This window comes from Rhodoferax ferrireducens (assembly GCF_003347515.1).
Lineage (GTDB): Bacteria > Pseudomonadota > Gammaproteobacteria > Burkholderiales > Burkholderiaceae_C > Rhodoferax.
This window is the reverse complement of the sequence record NZ_QEII01000260.1, coordinates 1-15,066: the sequence shown is the minus strand read 5'-3', so window position 1 is coordinate 15,066 and position 15,066 is coordinate 1. Positions and strand designations below refer to the sequence as shown.

Annotated in this window: 14 protein-coding genes and 3 pseudogenes; 11 read left to right on the top strand and 6 right to left on the bottom strand. The window is 59.4% G+C overall.

Annotation, left to right across the window (positions count from 1 at the left end):
- Nucleotides 1-181: 181 nt before the first annotated feature.
- The gene (locus C5P05_RS09720) at nucleotides 182-874 is read right to left on the bottom strand and encodes a GntR family transcriptional regulator (RefSeq protein ID WP_114969642.1); all 693 of its coding nucleotides are present in this window, start codon (nucleotides 872-874) and stop codon (nucleotides 182-184) included.
- A gap of 225 nt (nucleotides 875-1,099) precedes the next feature.
- Here C5P05_RS09720 and madL point away from each other — a divergent pair, with 225 nt between their 5' ends.
- The 11 genes and pseudogenes from madL to C5P05_RS35270 all read left to right on the top strand — a co-directional run.
- Nucleotides 1,100-1,510, top strand: a complete 411-nt coding sequence (gene madL, locus C5P05_RS09715; protein ID WP_114969641.1) for a malonate transporter subunit MadL — start codon at nucleotides 1,100-1,102, stop codon at nucleotides 1,508-1,510.
- A gap of 16 nt (nucleotides 1,511-1,526) precedes the next feature.
- Nucleotides 1,527-2,291, top strand: a complete 765-nt coding sequence (madM, locus tag C5P05_RS09710; RefSeq protein ID WP_114969640.1) for a malonate transporter subunit MadM — start codon at nucleotides 1,527-1,529, stop codon at nucleotides 2,289-2,291.
- Between the two features lie 89 nt (nucleotides 2,292-2,380).
- The gene (mdcA, locus tag C5P05_RS09705) at nucleotides 2,381-4,057 is read left to right on the top strand and encodes a malonate decarboxylase subunit alpha (RefSeq protein WP_114969639.1); all 1,677 of its coding nucleotides are present in this window, start codon (nucleotides 2,381-2,383) and stop codon (nucleotides 4,055-4,057) included.
- A gap of 18 nt (nucleotides 4,058-4,075) precedes the next feature.
- Nucleotides 4,076-4,399, top strand: a complete 324-nt coding sequence (gene mdcC, locus C5P05_RS09700; RefSeq protein WP_114969638.1) for a malonate decarboxylase acyl carrier protein — start codon at nucleotides 4,076-4,078, stop codon at nucleotides 4,397-4,399.
- Nucleotides 4,396-5,283, top strand: coding sequence for a biotin-independent malonate decarboxylase subunit beta (locus C5P05_RS09695; RefSeq protein WP_114969637.1), 888 nt, complete (start codon nucleotides 4,396-4,398; stop codon nucleotides 5,281-5,283). Before mdcC ends, C5P05_RS09695 begins: the two co-directional genes overlap by 4 nt.
- Nucleotides 5,280-5,978, top strand: coding sequence for a biotin-independent malonate decarboxylase subunit gamma (gene mdcE / locus C5P05_RS09690; RefSeq protein WP_114969636.1), 699 nt, complete (start codon nucleotides 5,280-5,282; stop codon nucleotides 5,976-5,978). The genes C5P05_RS09695 and mdcE overlap by 4 nt, the downstream gene beginning before the upstream one ends.
- Nucleotides 5,979-6,674 (top strand): malonate decarboxylase holo-[acyl-carrier-protein] synthase, encoded by a 696-nt coding sequence (mdcG, locus tag C5P05_RS09685; protein WP_114969635.1) that lies wholly within the window; start codon nucleotides 5,979-5,981, stop codon nucleotides 6,672-6,674.
- Nucleotides 6,675-6,682: 8 nt separating this feature from the next.
- A complete protein-coding gene (mdcB, locus tag C5P05_RS09680; RefSeq protein ID WP_114969634.1) occupies nucleotides 6,683-7,639 on the top strand; it encodes a triphosphoribosyl-dephospho-CoA synthase MdcB in 957 nt (318 codons plus the stop codon).
- On the top strand, nucleotides 7,636-8,559 hold the full coding sequence (gene mdcH / locus C5P05_RS09675; RefSeq protein ID WP_114969633.1) for a malonate decarboxylase subunit epsilon: 924 nt from the start codon (nucleotides 7,636-7,638) through the stop codon (nucleotides 8,557-8,559). Before mdcB ends, mdcH begins: the two co-directional genes overlap by 4 nt.
- 283 nt (nucleotides 8,560-8,842) lie before the next feature.
- Nucleotides 8,843-9,228, top strand: a pseudogene (locus C5P05_RS09670) (transposase); the annotation flags it as partial.
- Nucleotides 9,229-9,285: 57 nt separating this feature from the next.
- Nucleotides 9,286-9,405, top strand: a pseudogene (locus C5P05_RS35270) (DDE-type integrase/transposase/recombinase); the annotation flags it as partial.
- Nucleotides 9,406-9,508: 103 nt separating this feature from the next.
- On the opposite strand, the gene C5P05_RS09665 reads toward C5P05_RS35270, so the two are convergent.
- The 5 genes and pseudogenes from C5P05_RS09665 to C5P05_RS09645 form a co-directional block, all read right to left on the bottom strand.
- Nucleotides 9,509-10,450, bottom strand: a complete 942-nt coding sequence (locus C5P05_RS09665) for a tyrosine-type recombinase/integrase (protein ID WP_114969632.1) — start codon at nucleotides 10,448-10,450, stop codon at nucleotides 9,509-9,511.
- A gap of 111 nt (nucleotides 10,451-10,561) precedes the next feature.
- Entirely contained in the window at nucleotides 10,562-11,938 is a 1,377-nt protein-coding gene (locus C5P05_RS09660) for an IS4 family transposase (protein ID WP_114969631.1), read from the bottom strand.
- Nucleotides 11,939-12,080: 142 nt separating this feature from the next.
- Nucleotides 12,081-12,454: pseudogene (locus tag C5P05_RS09655) on the bottom strand (ATP:cob(I)alamin adenosyltransferase); the annotation flags it as partial.
- 62 nt (nucleotides 12,455-12,516) lie between these two features.
- Nucleotides 12,517-14,820, bottom strand: a complete 2,304-nt coding sequence (locus C5P05_RS09650) for an EAL domain-containing protein (protein WP_114969630.1) — start codon at nucleotides 14,818-14,820, stop codon at nucleotides 12,517-12,519.
- 16 nt (nucleotides 14,821-14,836) lie between these two features.
- Nucleotides 14,837-15,066 (bottom strand): ATP-binding protein (locus C5P05_RS09645; protein WP_198674685.1); only part of this gene is annotated, 230 nt, incomplete at its 5' end.

Here is a 15,066-nt window from a genome sequence, read left to right as displayed (position 1 = left end):
CTGTGGAGATAAGTTGCCACCGTTTCGGTGGCTCAAAGAGTAGGGGCCGCGTAAGCGTCCCTGTTTAGCCGCTTTGAGCGGCTCACATTTATGAAAACCTCCGGCTTTGCCGGAGGATGGTTATTTTACGGACTGGTGAGTAACGTCACCAAAAGCGCGTCCAACGCCTGACCGGGCGAGCCTACTTTACCCCTCGCTCTCCGGCGTTTAACTGTTGCAGGTTAGAAATTAGGTCGGTAAAGCGCTCACCTTGAACCAGCACATGGTTGCGAAGCTCTTCAGCAACCTTGTCGCTCTCCTCGGCTTTGATGGCGGCCATGATTCCAGAATGTTCCAAAAACGACGAGTCCATGCGGTTGCGCACCCGTAACTGTAGGCGGCGGTAGGGGCGCAAGCGGCGATGCAGCGCTGTCGCCTGTTCTGTGAGGAAGCTGTTGTGGCTCGCCTCGTAAATGCGGTGATGGAAAACCTCATTTAACTGGTAATAGGTGTCGGGGTCACTCGCATCTCGCGCCGCTGCGCAAGCTTGATGAGCGGCCTCAAGTTGCATCAATTCTGCAGGCCGGATGCGTCTCGTTGCAAGACGGCCGCACATAGCCTCCAGTTCCGCCATCACTTCGAACATTTCCAGAAGACGTTCGACCTTCATTTCAGGAACGATGGCGCCACGCCGTGGCCGGATATCGATCAGTCCGATCGAGGCCAGTTGTATGAGGGCTTCCCGGACTGGCGTGCGGGATACGCCGAAGCTTGCGGCCAGTTCCTGTTCATCCAGGCGGGTTCCTGGCGGATAGAACCCGGTGACGATGCGCTCCTCTATCTGTCCCCCAAGTTGCTCAGAACGGCGAATCGAGTTGGAAATAACTTCATCCATTTTTAGTCCTTGTGCACCTGAATTCTACGCCAACGGTTATTTTGTATAAAAAGTAAGTATCTTGTATACAATATATATAAAAAGATATACATTATCGAAAATTCCTCAGAAAAACGACTGGATCTCAAATAGAAAGAAGAAGACACGCCAAACCGACAAGCTCTCTTTAGGGCTAGAGAAGACAACGAACTTGACAACAGACAGAACAATTGCAGGAGACAAAAGATGATTATTTACGGAACGGCTTTGTTGGCGTTATGCCATTTGACAGGTCTTTTTTTGGGCGACCTACTCGGCGTCGCCATAGGTGTTAAATCGAACGTCGGCGGAGTTGGCATCGCCATGTTGATGCTGATTTTCTTGAAAATATATTTGCACGATAAGGGGCTGATGCCCAAGGAAACCGAAGCTGGCGTCGGGTTCTGGGGCGCCATGTACATTCCCGTCGTCGTCGCCATGGCGGCCAATCAGAACGTTGTTGCCGCCCTCAAGGGCGGGCCTGTGGCCTTGCTGTCGGCTATTGCCGCTGCGGCCGCTTGCGCCTGCGTCATTGCGGCCCTCAGTCGCAGTGGCCGTGACGACACCGCATTTCCTCCCGCGCACCACCTTGAATTTACCGAAGAAGAAGACGTTTAAACCCGAGGACCATGTCATGTTAGAAATGTTGAACAAAATATTGATTGCAAATGGTCTGGTCACGGCCTTTGCTTGTGTCGGTGTCGCAATTTGGCTGGCGGGTGTCATCTCACGCCGACTAACCCTTGGGTATGTTCACGGCTCAGCCATCGCTATCGTGATCGGACTAGGACTGGCCTATTTCGGGGGCCGCATGACCAGTGGGGAAAAAGGCCTGGCAGACTTTCCCTTGCTGACTGGCATCGGGCTGATGGGCGGCGCCATGTTCCGGGACTTCGCCATTGTCGCCACCGCCTTCGAGGTTCAACCCTCTGAAGCCCGCAAGGCCGGCATGATAGGGGCGTTGTCCTTGTTGCTGGGCACGGTCATCCCCTTTGTCATCGGTGCCTTGATCGCCCGCGCATTCGGTTATACCGACGCGGTGAGCATGACCACCATTGGTGCCGGTGCAGTGACCTATATCGTCGGGCCGATTACCGGCGCAGCCATCGGCGCGAGTTCCGACGTGATCGCGCTGTCAATCGCTACCGGCCTCATCAAGGCCATCATCGTCATGGTCGGTACCCCCTTTGCGGCTAAATTTATGGGCCTGAAGACACCCCGCTCCGCCATGATCTTTGGTGGCCTGGCGGGAACCGTCAGCGGCGTTTCCGCCGGACTCGCGGCCACGGATCGTCGGCTGGTGCCTTACGGTGCACTCGTAGCGACTTTCCATACGGGCGTCGGCTGCTTATTGGGACCCTCGGTGCTGTACCTCGCGACTAAGGCCATTGTGGGCTGAACAAGTGCGGCCTCACCATCGCTCACCTTCCGGGCCGTGAGGGCGTCCTCTTGTATCCCTCCATTCTTCCCATGATTGAAAGCTACCTCATGAATGCTCCGCATAGACAGTGGAACCTGCAAGCGCAAAGCCGGGCTCGCCGCTTGGCACGCGCTGTCGCCGCATTGGGCGATGGCTTAAGTGGCAAACAGGTTGCCTCAAACGATGTCACGAAGCTGCTGACGGCCGTCCTGGAGTCCGGTGACCGGGTTTGCCTCGAGGGCAATAACCAAAAGCAGGCCGACTTCCTGGCGCGGGCCTTGACGCAGTTGGACCCCGCCCAGGTGCATGACCTCCACATGGTGCAGTCGGTCCTGGCATTGCCCGAGCACCTGGATTTGTTTGAAAACGGCATTGCCTCCAAACTTGACTTTTCTTTCTCGGGTCCGCAAAGCGCACGCTTGGCCAAAATGGTCTCCGCCGGGCAGATTCAGATTGGGGCCATCCACACCTATCTGGAGCTTTTTTCCCGTTACTTCATCGACCTGACCCCGCGTGTATCCCTGGTTTGTGCCCAGTCGGCGGATAAGCACGGCAACCTCTATACGGGTGCCAACACCGAAGACACCCCGGCGATTGTGGAAGCCACCGCTTTCAAGAGCGGGATTGTGATCGTTCAAGTGAACGAGTGGGTGGATACCGTGCCGCGTGTGGATATTCCGGGCGACTGGGTGGACTTTGTCATTCTGGCGCCCAAGCCCAACCTGATCGAGCCGCTGTTCACGCGTGACCCGGCGCAAATATCGGAAATCCAGGTGCTGATGGCGATGATGGCCATCAAGGGGATTTACGCCGAATACGGTGTCCAGCGCTTGAACCACGGCATTGGGTTCGATACCGCGGCGATTGAGCTGCTGCTGCCCACCTACGCCGACTCGCTCGGACTCAAAGGCAAGATTTGCAAGCACTGGGCGCTCAATCCGCACCCGGCCCTGATCCCTGCAATTGAGGCCGGCTGGGTCGAGTCGGTCCATTCCTTTGGCTCCGAGTTGGGCATGGAAAACTACATCAAGGCGCGATCAGATGTGTTTTTCACCGGCGCCGACGGCAGCATGCGCAGCAACCGGGCCATGTGCCAGGCGGCAGGCCACTATGCCTGCGACATGTTCATCGGGTCCACGCTGCAAATTGACCTGAACGGCCACAGCTCCACCGCCACGCTGGGCCGCATCGCGGGCTTTGGTGGCGCACCCAATATGGGCGCCGATGCACGAGGACGCCGCCACGCCACGCCAGCGTGGCTGAAAGCGGGCGCCCAGGCGCGCCAGGGGCGCACCGGCGTCTCGGCCATGCCGCGTGGCCAAAAACTTGTCGTACAAATTGTGGAGACTTTCCGCGAGCACATGCAACCCGCTTTTGTGGAAAAGCTGGACGCCTGGCAACTGGCGGAGCAGGCTCACATGGAAATTCCGCCGGTGATGATTTACGGCGACGATGTCACCCACATCCTGACCGAAGAGGGTATTGCCAACCTGTTGCTCTGTCGCACCGATGAAGAGCGCGAGCAGGCGATTCGCGGCGTGGCCGGCTTCACGCCGGTGGGCATGGCGCGTGACCGTCGCATGGTCGAGAACCTGCGGGATCGGGGTGTGATCCAGCGCGCCGAAGACATCGGCGTGGACAAGCGCGATGCCACGCGCAGCCTGCTGGCTGCCCGCTCCATGCGGGATTTGGTGCGTGCGTCGGGCGGGCTTTACAACCCGCCAAAACGGTTCCGTAACTGGTAAGGAAACAAGGACACCACAATGGAAAAACTTCACTTCCATTTCGCGGGGCAGCAAACGCCGGGCGACTTCAAACCGATCCTGGTCGGCGTGGTCGGTTCAGGCAACCTGGAGGTGATGCTGGAACCCAGCATCCAAAGCCCGGAGTGCACCGTGGACATCACCACCTCGGCGCGGGGCTTTGCCCCGATCTGGGAAGCGGTGGTGCAGGACTTTCAGGATCGTCATCGCCTCTCGGGCATTGCCATCTCGATCAACGACATGGGGGCGACGCCTGCGGTGGTGAGCCTGCGGCTCGATCAGGCCGCAGCGGAATTACCAACGCACGCAGGGGGCAAGTCATGAATCTCAGTTTTGCTGAATCGACAGCCCGCGAGCGCGTCGCGCATCTCCTGGATGCTGATTCATTCCTGGAAATCCTGGGCCCTGGCGAACGCGTCGTGAGTCCGCACCTGGCACTGCTGGGGGTGCCGTCCTCTTTTGACGATGGCGTCGTCATTGGCAGTGGCACCCTCGGTGGAAAAACGGTGCTGATCGCCGCGCAAGAGGGCGAGTTCATGGGCGGCGGCGTGGGCGAGGTGCATGGTGCCAAGCTGGTCGGCTTGTTCAAGCGCGCATTGAGAGTCAAACCGGCGGCGGTCATCGTGCTGGCCGAATCCGGTGGCGTGCGCCTGCACGAGGCCAATGCGGGTTTGATTGCGGTGTCTGAAGTGATGCGCGCCCTGCTCGACGCACGCGCCAGCGGCATTCCGGTGCTGATGCTGATCGGCGGCGCCAACGGCTGTTTCGGCGGCATGGGCTTGATCGCCCGCTGCGCGGACCATGTGGTGATGAGCGACATGGGCCGCCTGGCCATGTCCGGCCCTGAAGTGATTGAGTCATCCAACGGCGTTGAAGAGTTCGACTCGCGTGACCGCGCGCTGGTGTGGCGCACCACGGGCGGCAAACATCGCTACCTGATTGGCGATTGCGACGTGCTGGTGGAAGACGATGTGGCTGCATTTCGTGAAGCCGCCGTGGCCTTGCTGAATCAATCCCGGCCCTTGAGCCTGGCGGCGATGGAAGCTGAACACGCGCTTCTATCGGACCGCTTGACCCGTTACGGCGACTGTCGGGACGCACTGGACGTCTGGCAGCGTGCGGGCGTGCCCGATCCGGCGCTGGTCGCTGATCTGGAAGCACAAGATATCCAGGCCTTGAAAGCACTCACCTTGAAGGAGCTGGCATGAACTGGACGTCTTTACTGGTCGCGCTTTTTGGCAGCACCCATCGCGTGACACACGAAGGCGAGCTGCTCAGTGGCTCGGCTGATGTGAATGGCCGCACCGTCACCGTGGTGGGCACCACCGACCACGCGCCAATCGGAGTAGAACTCGCATTGGCCCAGGCCCGCGTGGTGCTGGAGACGGTCCGCGAGCATCCGGGACGCCCCATTATTTTGCTGGTGGACACACAGGGCCAACGACTGCGCCACCGTGACGAGCTGCTGGGCATCAATCGCTACATGGCCCACCTGGGCTGTTGCGTCGAGCTGGCACGGCGGCAGGGGCATCGCGTCATCGGGTTGGTGTATGACCAGGCTTTGTCCGGTGGCTTCATTACCTCGGGCTTGATTGCCGATGCCTGCTACGCACTGCCGGAGGCGGAGATCCGCGTCATGCGCTTGCCGGCGATGGCGCGGGTGACCAAGATTGACGAAGCACGATTGGCCGAGCTGTCGAAATCAAATCCTGTGTTTGCGCCCGGTGTGAAGAATTTTGTGGCCATGGGAGGCATTCGCGCGCTGTGGACGGGAGACCTCCAGGCGCAGTTGATCGCGGCACTGGACGACTCACCTGTTCTCGACGAGCGAGCCGCTGATGGCGCTGCACGCGGTGGCCGAACCCTGGCCGCCCAGGTCGCTGAGCGCGTGGTGAGTGCTTGAATGAAAAGGCTGGCGCGCAATCAACTGGTGCGGATCGACACGCTGGCCTGGCAGCAGATTGAAGCACGGGCCTGGGATCCACAAGCACAGGAAATTCTGGCGCATTGGCGCGCCCACAGTTTGCCGCTGGTGGTGTGCCGTCAACGTGATGATGCCAGCCCGGATCAGATTTGCCTCGGACTGCCCGCACCCATGCAGTGGTCAAGACGCCGGTTGGCCTTGCGTGTGCCGCTGGACCAGATCCAGGTTAGTGGCTTCTTTCCCTCATTCTTGCAAGTGGCTCGCGCCAGTCATTGGGGTCTGGCCGCCATGGATTTCGACTCGGCGTTGTCCTCCCTTGGCGTCAACACACGTGTCTACGGCTCGCATGGCTGGCAGTTTCTCACCGATCTGCCTTATCTGCATGACGAATCCGACATTGATTTAAGCCTGCATGTGGATGATTTTGAGGCGGCTCGTCGGGTGGTGCAGCAACTTGCCACCACCGAACTGCACCGGCGTATCGACGGCGAAATTGTCTTTCCCACCGGCGAGGCCATCGCCTGGCGCGAGTTGCAAAAACTACTGGCGGGACAAACGACGCAAGTGATGGTGAAAGCGCGCTGCAGCATCCGGCTCGCTGCCATGGAGGAGGTGAGCCAACTCGGTTGGGGTACTCACCGCCTGACGCCAAAAACTGCTTTGGCATTGAACTGAAAATTTGTATGGTTTGCACGTCCGAACTACTGGCTACTGCCCCCACCGTGAGTGCCGAGGTCCGGCAACTCGGTCTTGCGGCGGTACGCGCGCTCTACGCCGAAATAGCGCTGGAGCCCAAGCCAGGCCTCGTTTCGTTTCGAGACTGCGGCAGCCATCGCGACATGAATGGCACGACGTTTTTGCGCAGCCTGTTCGCGCTGCGCGGCTACTTTCCCCGCATTGCGCGGGCCGGTTATGAGGGTCATTCGTTTGCCGTCCTGGAATCCCTTGGAAAAAATGCGGAGGGCCGAATGCTGGCGGCAACTCAAGGCATCAATACCCACCGCGGTGCGGTGTTCGCCTTGGGCTTGCTGTGTGCCAGCGCCGGACAAGTGCACGCACAGGGTTTGAGATTTACCGCAGTTCATTTGCGTGCTGTTTTGTTATCCACCTGGGGGGAAGCACTGGCATCACGCGCTAAATCGACTCGCATGGCAACACCGCTCTCGCATGGCCAGCGTGTCGCGCAGCGTTTCGGTATGCGCAGCGCGGGCGAAGAAGCGGCCCAGGCCTTTCCCACCCTGTTTGAAATCACCTTGCCGGCCTTGCAAATGGCCTTGGCAAGCGGTGCCACGGACCGCGCAGCCCGCGTACACGCCCTGTTCGCAACGATGGCCACCCTGGACGACACCAATGTGGTTCACCGTGGCGGTATGGAGGGCTTGCGCTTTGTGCAGTCGGGGGCCCGTGACTTTTTGGCCGCAGGTGGGATTTTTCAAATCGATTGGCTATGGCATGCCCGAGCTGTCCACAGCGCTTTTGTTCAGAGAAGGCTGTCCCCTGGCGGCGCTGCTGATGTTCTGGCTTGTGCTTGCTGGATTGAAGAAATCTCCCGTTTAAAGCGACTACAAAGTGGAGCCATGTCAGCAACCGAAAGGCCGACAGCATTGAACGAGCGAGGCGCTATTGTGGCTACGACATGAGGTATGCCGTTTTATTCTCTGGCCAGGCCAGTCAGCACCCCGGCATGCTGCCCTGGCTGGAATCCGAGCCCGCCTGCGCCGCTACCTTGCGTTTGATGAGTGGGCGGCTTGGATCGGAATGGCGGGCTTTGCTCCATGACACACAGCGGCGCAGCCACAACAGTTTTGCCCAGGTGCTCATCACGGGCACGTCTTTGGCCGCTTGGGCCGCCCTCAAAGACCGATTGAGTGCGCGCCCCGCCCTCGTGGCGGGCTACAGCGTGGGTGAGTTGCCCGCCTTTGCCTGCGCCGGCGTGTTCACGACCGAGCAAGCTATCAGCTTGGCAACCGAACGGGCCACCTTGATGGATCAGTCCGTGGTCGGTTTGAAAACCGGTTTGTTATCCGTGTCTGGCCTATCGGAAGCGGCGGTCTTGGCCGCCTGTACCGACGTTCACCTCGAGTGCGCCATTCGGTTGAATGCGATGCAGTCGATTTTTGCGGGCACTGACGACGCCTTGTCGCTAGCCACTCTCGCATTGCAAACAACCGGCGCAGTTTGCAAGCGGCTGGAGGTGCAGGTGGCGTCACATTCGTCCTGGATGGCGCCCGCTGCTCACGCTTTTGCTGAGTCGCTGAATCAGGTGCCATTTGCTACACCTTATTGTCCGATTGCCCTTAACGCGTCAGGTGCTTTAGGCCGCAAACCCATTGAGCTGCGTCAGGCCTTGAGCCAGCAAATTGCCAGTACCGTGCAGTGGTCTTCCTGCATGGAGGCGATTGCCGAAAGACAAGTATCTTGCGTGCTTGAAATCGGCCCCGGTTCGGCATTGGCGCGGATGTGGAATGACCGATATCCTGACATTGCAGCCCGTTCGCTGAACGATTTTCAACATCTGCAGGGGGCACTGGACTGGATCGCCAAGCACACTGACTCTTGATTCCCGTATTTTTGCAGGCCTAGAAAACCAGAAATCAGCAAATTTTGGTGATCGACAAAGAGACAACCATGGGTTGTTTCAGTTCTCTTCATTAGGTTATTGTTACCGCCAACGTGGAATTGACCAAGTGAGGTCGATAGTGCCGATTCGTAATTGACCAGAGTCCCATTCGAGAAGCGGTGGTCAATGCGAAATCGGCACGCATGATCAAAAGTCACTCTGACCTTGCCCTTGAAAAACGTATCCCTTGCTGAGTGTTTAAATTCACGCAAGGAGAACGGAAATGACAAAGACGACGAGAGCACGGTACACGCTCGAATTCAAGCAGGAAGCGGTGCGGCTGGTCGAGGGTGGCCAAAGCATTGCGGCGGCGGCACGTACATTGGGAGTGATCGACCAGACGCTGTTCAATTGGGGCAAGGCACAGCGCCAAGGCAAACTCAAGGGGGCTGACAGCAAGGCCAAAGTCAGTGCCGAGCAGATGGAGATCAGTCGGCTGCGAGCCGAATTGGCGCGCGTGAAGATGGAGCGCGACATTCTGGGAAAAGCGACGGCGTACTTCGCAAAGGGATCGACTTGAAGTACGCCTTTATCCAGCGCCACCGCAGCGTCTGGCCAATCTCGGTGCAGTGCCGGGTGCTGGGCGTGAGCATAGCCGGGTACCACGAGCACTTCGTTCGTTTGCGAGCGCTGCCCAGCGTCGCCATATAACCGAGCAAGCAGGCTGGACTGATGTTTCATAGTGACCGTGGTAGCCAGTACGCCAGTAAGGACTTCCGGGATGTACTGAAGGAATACGGCATCACCAGCTCCATGAGTCGGCGCGGCAACTGCTGGGATAACGCCTGATATGTTGCGACCAAAGATACGTTGCGCGAGGCCCAGAACGCCAGGATCCTCAGAGAAGATCCAGGCATGGAGCCGGCACATATTTTTTGGAAGATATAGGCTATATCCCCTGCAAAAAAGTCATCAATGACGGCAAGGCGCGTTGTCGCAAGAGTTCTGCCGGTTGCCCGGAAACATCGACGCTTGCCAGCGCTTTGGTCTTCATTTCCAGGTCAACCTCAGCGTAGATATTCGTCGTGTCAAGCGAGACATGTCCCAGCCAGACTCGAATCGTATTGATGTCGACTCCGCTTCGCAACATATGGACAGCAGTCGTGTGGCGGATGTTGTGCGGACTGGTCCGCTTGGCCTGCATGGATGGAATCTCATCGCTTGCCATCTCGGCGTAGTGGGTGACGAGACGGTGAATGCCGAATCGCGTCATCGGCTTGTTTGCACGACCGAGGAAGACGACCTCGTCGGCGCCCCGTCCGATGACCAGGCTTTCGAGCATGGGCACCATCATCGGCCAGAGTGGACACATCCGAATCTTGTTGCCTTTTCCATGGATCCGCACCGATGGTGGATCCTCGAGGCGGAGATGCTTGATGGCCAGGCGTGCGAGCTCATCGGCCCGGGCACCGCTGTTGTAAAGAAACAAGAGCAAGACATAGTCGCGCATGCCAAGCACGGTATGCCGGTCTGGCTGGCGTAGCAGAGCATCCATCTCGGCCTTGTCAAGGTAGGTGATCAGGGTCTTGTCCGTCTTTTTGAATGGCACCAGGCGAACCTCGGTGCACCAGGACAGGTGCACCGGCGAGCGCATGCCGATGAAGCGGGTCAGCGAGTGGATGGTACCCAGACGGTGGTTGCGTGTCACGCCCGTGCAGTGCCGGTCCCGTTCCAGATGGTCCAGGAATTGCCGCACGATCGCCGGGGAGATGTCTGTAACAACCATCTTGTCGATGGCGACGCCGGTACTCTGTAAGCGATCAATTAACCGCGTCCTATCGGCCGGAGGTGAATTCCGTGATGCTTGTGTCCACGTAAACAACGTGGACATATGCGATGCAGAACAACTCAGAGGTATTGAGCGGATTGGTGGTGGGGCACAAGCGCGATGGGCGGTGCCGATATGACCCAGAGGTAAAGCAGGAATTAGTGCGAATGGCACTTACTTTGTCTCCCACGCATGACCATGGATCTTGATTTTTCGGCGAGCCTGGGCGCGCGGAACCTTCAACCAGGGATAGGGTTTTGGTCGTCGCTTTCGCATTCGTGGCTCAATGCGTGCGGGCCGATTTCCCACCTTGCATTGGGCGATCAGCGTGAACAGACGCCCGCCATCCTTCGTGGCCGACAGACCTCGCGAGACCCACTCCGTCCACAGTTGCACGGTGTGCTTGAAGCTGAGGTCACGCGGATCGACACCGGCATTGCAGGCGGCCTGCGCCATGAGCAGTCGGATCACGTTGTAGGCCAGCAGATGGACCCAGAGCTGTTTCTCGTTCATTTGCGGCGTCTGGCAGTTCAGCACGTCCATGCCCGTGGTGGTCTTGAGGTTGCGCAGATCGAGTTCGACGTTCCAGCGACGCGCGTACAGTGCCGAGAGATCGTCCTTGCTGACCTTGCGCTGATCGAGCAGCGTGGTGACCAACACCTGGTGGGCGACCTTGACTTCACGGACAGTGAGTTCATCCGGTAAGCACGCATACTGCTCGGGCGTCATCCACTCAGGGCGGGCCGGCTTGGGCCAGCGCACCAGATGATCGCGCGTGCCCAGCGACTGGCCACGGCGAAAGTCGGTGATGCGCGAGCCGTTTTGCTCGAACAACACGTCCACACCTGCGCCCATCAGGGTGGCAATCAGGAAATAGTTGCAATACAGGGCGTCGTCCAGCATCACATCGCCTGGGCAGAAGCCTGCGAGCAGACGGCGCACCAGTCCGAGCTCGCCACTGCCTTTGCCGCTGTGCGGCCCTATCGCTACATCGAGCGCCGCGCCGGTGGCCAGGCAAATCACCATGACCAGTCGCGCCAGCGGAAAGCCCACCCCGGGGGCCTGGGTGTTGGGCTGGGGATACAAGGCTTGGTTCTGCGGGGTATCGGGCATCGATATTCCGGTGCCGTCGACCAGTTTGACCGAACGCCCGCGCCAGAGCCATTGCGCCGGCGCCTTGTCGCTGAGCAAGCGGCCTGTTTCGCGCGTGAGCGCACTGACCATCGCCAGCGGCAGACGCTGGCGAGCCCGGCAGAACCCGCCGGTACGAACGCTGCACGGGGTGAGCCCATCGGCCGCGCGTTGCGCGGCCCACCCGTTGACCGCCTTCTGGCACGAGCCATCGGCCTCCAGCACCTGACGCATGAACATGGACAGCGCAATCGTGGGCGGATACAGCCGCTCGCGATGCTCGGGCAGCAACGCTTCTGTTGTCGCAAGCAATTCCGGGCTGGTCAGCACGTTGAAGAACTCCACCGCCTGGGTTGCCCGTGCCCAGCGTCCGATACTGCTGCGACGTTGATGCAAAACGTTTCTGGCATTACGATCCATGGTGGCTGGCCTTTCGAAAGATGGTTTGGGTGCTTCGTAACAACCATCCTATCAATCCCTTGGTCAGCCACCTCTTTTTCTCTTCAAATTCAAATGCTTACGCCCGTGACTTCAAGGTTGTCGGGCTTAAGTAAGTGCCATTCTCCTTAAGGGTCTCCTGGGCTTCCAGCGTCACCACGGCGCGCTCGGCGCGCCGTGCGACGGTGCGGCGCGGCTGCCAGAGGGCAGGATGAACTCCTGCAGTCGCGGCAATTTTCCGTTGTGTTCGGCCAGTGCGGCGTCCAGCGCCAGCAACGCCTCGGGCTTGAGCAGCTCGAAGCCGGGAATGGACAGCTTGCCGCCCAGGTTGAAGAGCTGGTGCTGGATTTCAACCGGAAGCGAGCGCGCGCTCTCCGGCATATCCTCGCACAGAAAAACACCGATATTGGAGTTCAGCTCATCCACGTCGCCCATGGCATGCACGCGCAGGCTGTTTTTGGAGACACGGGTGGCGATTTGTGTCAGTCGATTTCCCATGAGGTGTCTCTCCGATGTGTCCCTAGCGGGCACCGATTGTGCATCAGGCCAGCCCAGCGCGTTCACGGCAACTCGGAGGCCGCGTTAAGCCGTCCAGAAACCGATGTCGTGCCCTGATCGATGTTGCGATCGCACGGTTGCGGTACGACGCGGCTCTGGCGCAAGAACTCGGTGGCACGAATGGCGCCCACCGCTTTGCTGAGATGGAAACCCTGCCCCTGTGTCGCCAAACCGGTTGAGGCCAGCAAGGCGCGTTGCTGTTCGGTCTCGATGCCCTGGCCAATGACTCCGATGCCGATATCGCGCGCGAAGTTGACGATGGCGCGGATAGTCGCCGCGCTGTCGGCGTCGTCGACGGACTTTTTTATGAACGATTGAGCGATCTTGAGGTGATTCACGCCATAGGCCCGAACATAGTCGAAGGACGAATATTCACTGCCGAAATCATCAATCGCGATTTTCACCCCCAGTTCGTGCAATTGCAGCAGCACCTCATTTTTTGTCCATTTCAGCTGGGCCAGTGTCGCCTCGGTCACATCGAATTCCAGGTCCGCCGGCGCCAGATGCCATTTGGCGATGGTTGCGGTGATGCTGCGGAACAGCTCTTGATCATTTTTGAACTGGAACAAGGAAAGGTTAACTGCGATCACCGGCAGGGCTAGGCCCTCGTCGCGCCAAAGTCGCATTTGCCGACACGCCTGATCGAGCACCCACTGTCCCAGCGCCACGATGGTGCCGTTCTTTTCGGCAATCGGAATAAAGACGCCTGGCGCCAGCACGCCACGGGTCGGGTGGTTCCAGCGCACCAGCGCTTCCATGCCGACGATGTTTTGCGAGGACAACTCGACTTGGGGTTGGTACTCCAGCTCCAACTCATTGTGTTCAATTGCCTTCCTCAAATCGCCGGCGAGTGCAGCGCGATCGATCACTTGCCGGTCCAGATCGTCGGAATGGAAATGGTACTGGTTACGGCCCTCGTCCTTGGAGCGGTAGAGCGCCAGATCGGCTTGTTCCAACATGATGTCAGGCCCCTGAATACCGGAAACATACGGGCAGATACCGATACTGACCGAGATCCGTACCTCGTTGCCATTGAACTGGTAGGGCGCAGCCAGCGCAGCCTGGAGTTTTGCCGCCAGCGCCCCGGCGTTAGCAGGCTCGCCCATCTCGGCCTGCAGCACGGCGAATTCGTCGCCGCCCAGCCGCGCCACCAAGTCGCTGTCGCGCGTGCAGCGCACAAGACGCTGGCCAACCTCCTGCAGCAGTTGGTCGCCGACCGGGTGGCCCAGCGTGTCATTGACCGATTTGAAATGGTCGAGATCGAGATACAAAATCCCAAACGGGACGGCGCCGCGTTGGGCTGCACCGAAAGCTTGATGCAGCCGATCATTAAAAGTACCCCAGTTCGCCAGGCCGGTGAGCCCGTCGGTGCGGGCCAGCAAGGCAATTCTTTCTTCCGTCGCCTTGTGTTCGGTAATGTCGATGATGATCCCTTCGACTTCGATCAGCCGTCCATCCTTGTCACGCACCGGGATATACCGGTTCTCAACCCAGCGGCAGGCACCGTCGCCGGTGCGCAAGCGGAACTCAATCGAGGCGCCTTGGGAATCCTTCTCCAGCACCCGCGCCATCGCAGCGCCGACATCGGCCTGGTCGGCGGGATCGATCAGGCTAGCCGCCCAATTCGGCGAGGCCAGCAAGGCCGCACGGTCATGACCGAACTTGGTGACGTTGTGCGAGATGTAAATGAGCGGAAACGCAGGTTCACCGCGCAGGCGGTAGAGGATCACCGGGCTGTTCTGGACAATGATGTTGGCGTCGGACAACTCCCGGGTTCTTTCCGCCACGGCCTGCTCCAGACTGCTCATGTGGAACGCAGCCTCCTGCGTCATCTGCCATTTCACCGTCAACGCGCTGGCCATCTGGCGAATCTCGATGTTGTCGAACGGCTTCTTCAGGATCAGCAGCCGGTCGAGCGCCCCCAACCGGGCGAACACGTCCGTCCAGGAGTAATCCGAATAGGCGGTGCAGAGCACAATCTGCAAGCGCGCATCCTCCTGCCACAAGCGCTCAATGGTCTCGACGCCGTCCCAGCCCGGCGGCATCCGCATGTCGACGAATGCCATGGCATAAGGAAGATCGGCGCGCAGCGCGGCGCGGACTTTGTCGACCGCCTCCACGCCCTGATAGGCGGAATCAAGCTCGAAGCGGACCGGCGTCGCGCGTAGCACCTCGCCAAAAAGCAGCGCTTCGTCCTGATTCAAGTCGCCGACCACGTCGGCAGGCGCCAGAATCTTGCGATAGTCTTCGTGTACCGCTGGCATGTCGTCCACCAGGAGAATGCGTCGATTTTCAAACGTAGTCATGTATTTCTTCCGCGGGTTAGATGGGAAGCGTCAAAGTGAAAGTCGCGCCCATGCCCAATCCGTCGCTATGTGCCGTGAGGGTGCCGCCCATCTCCTTGGCAGCCAGCGCACAGCTGTGTAGCCCGAAGCCGTGGCCTGCATTGCGGGTGGTGAATCCGTGCGCGAAGATCCGCGTCAGGTTTTCCTCCGGGATGCCCTCACCCTCATCCCTGACGGATACCCGCAAACTGGAGCCACTGACCACGT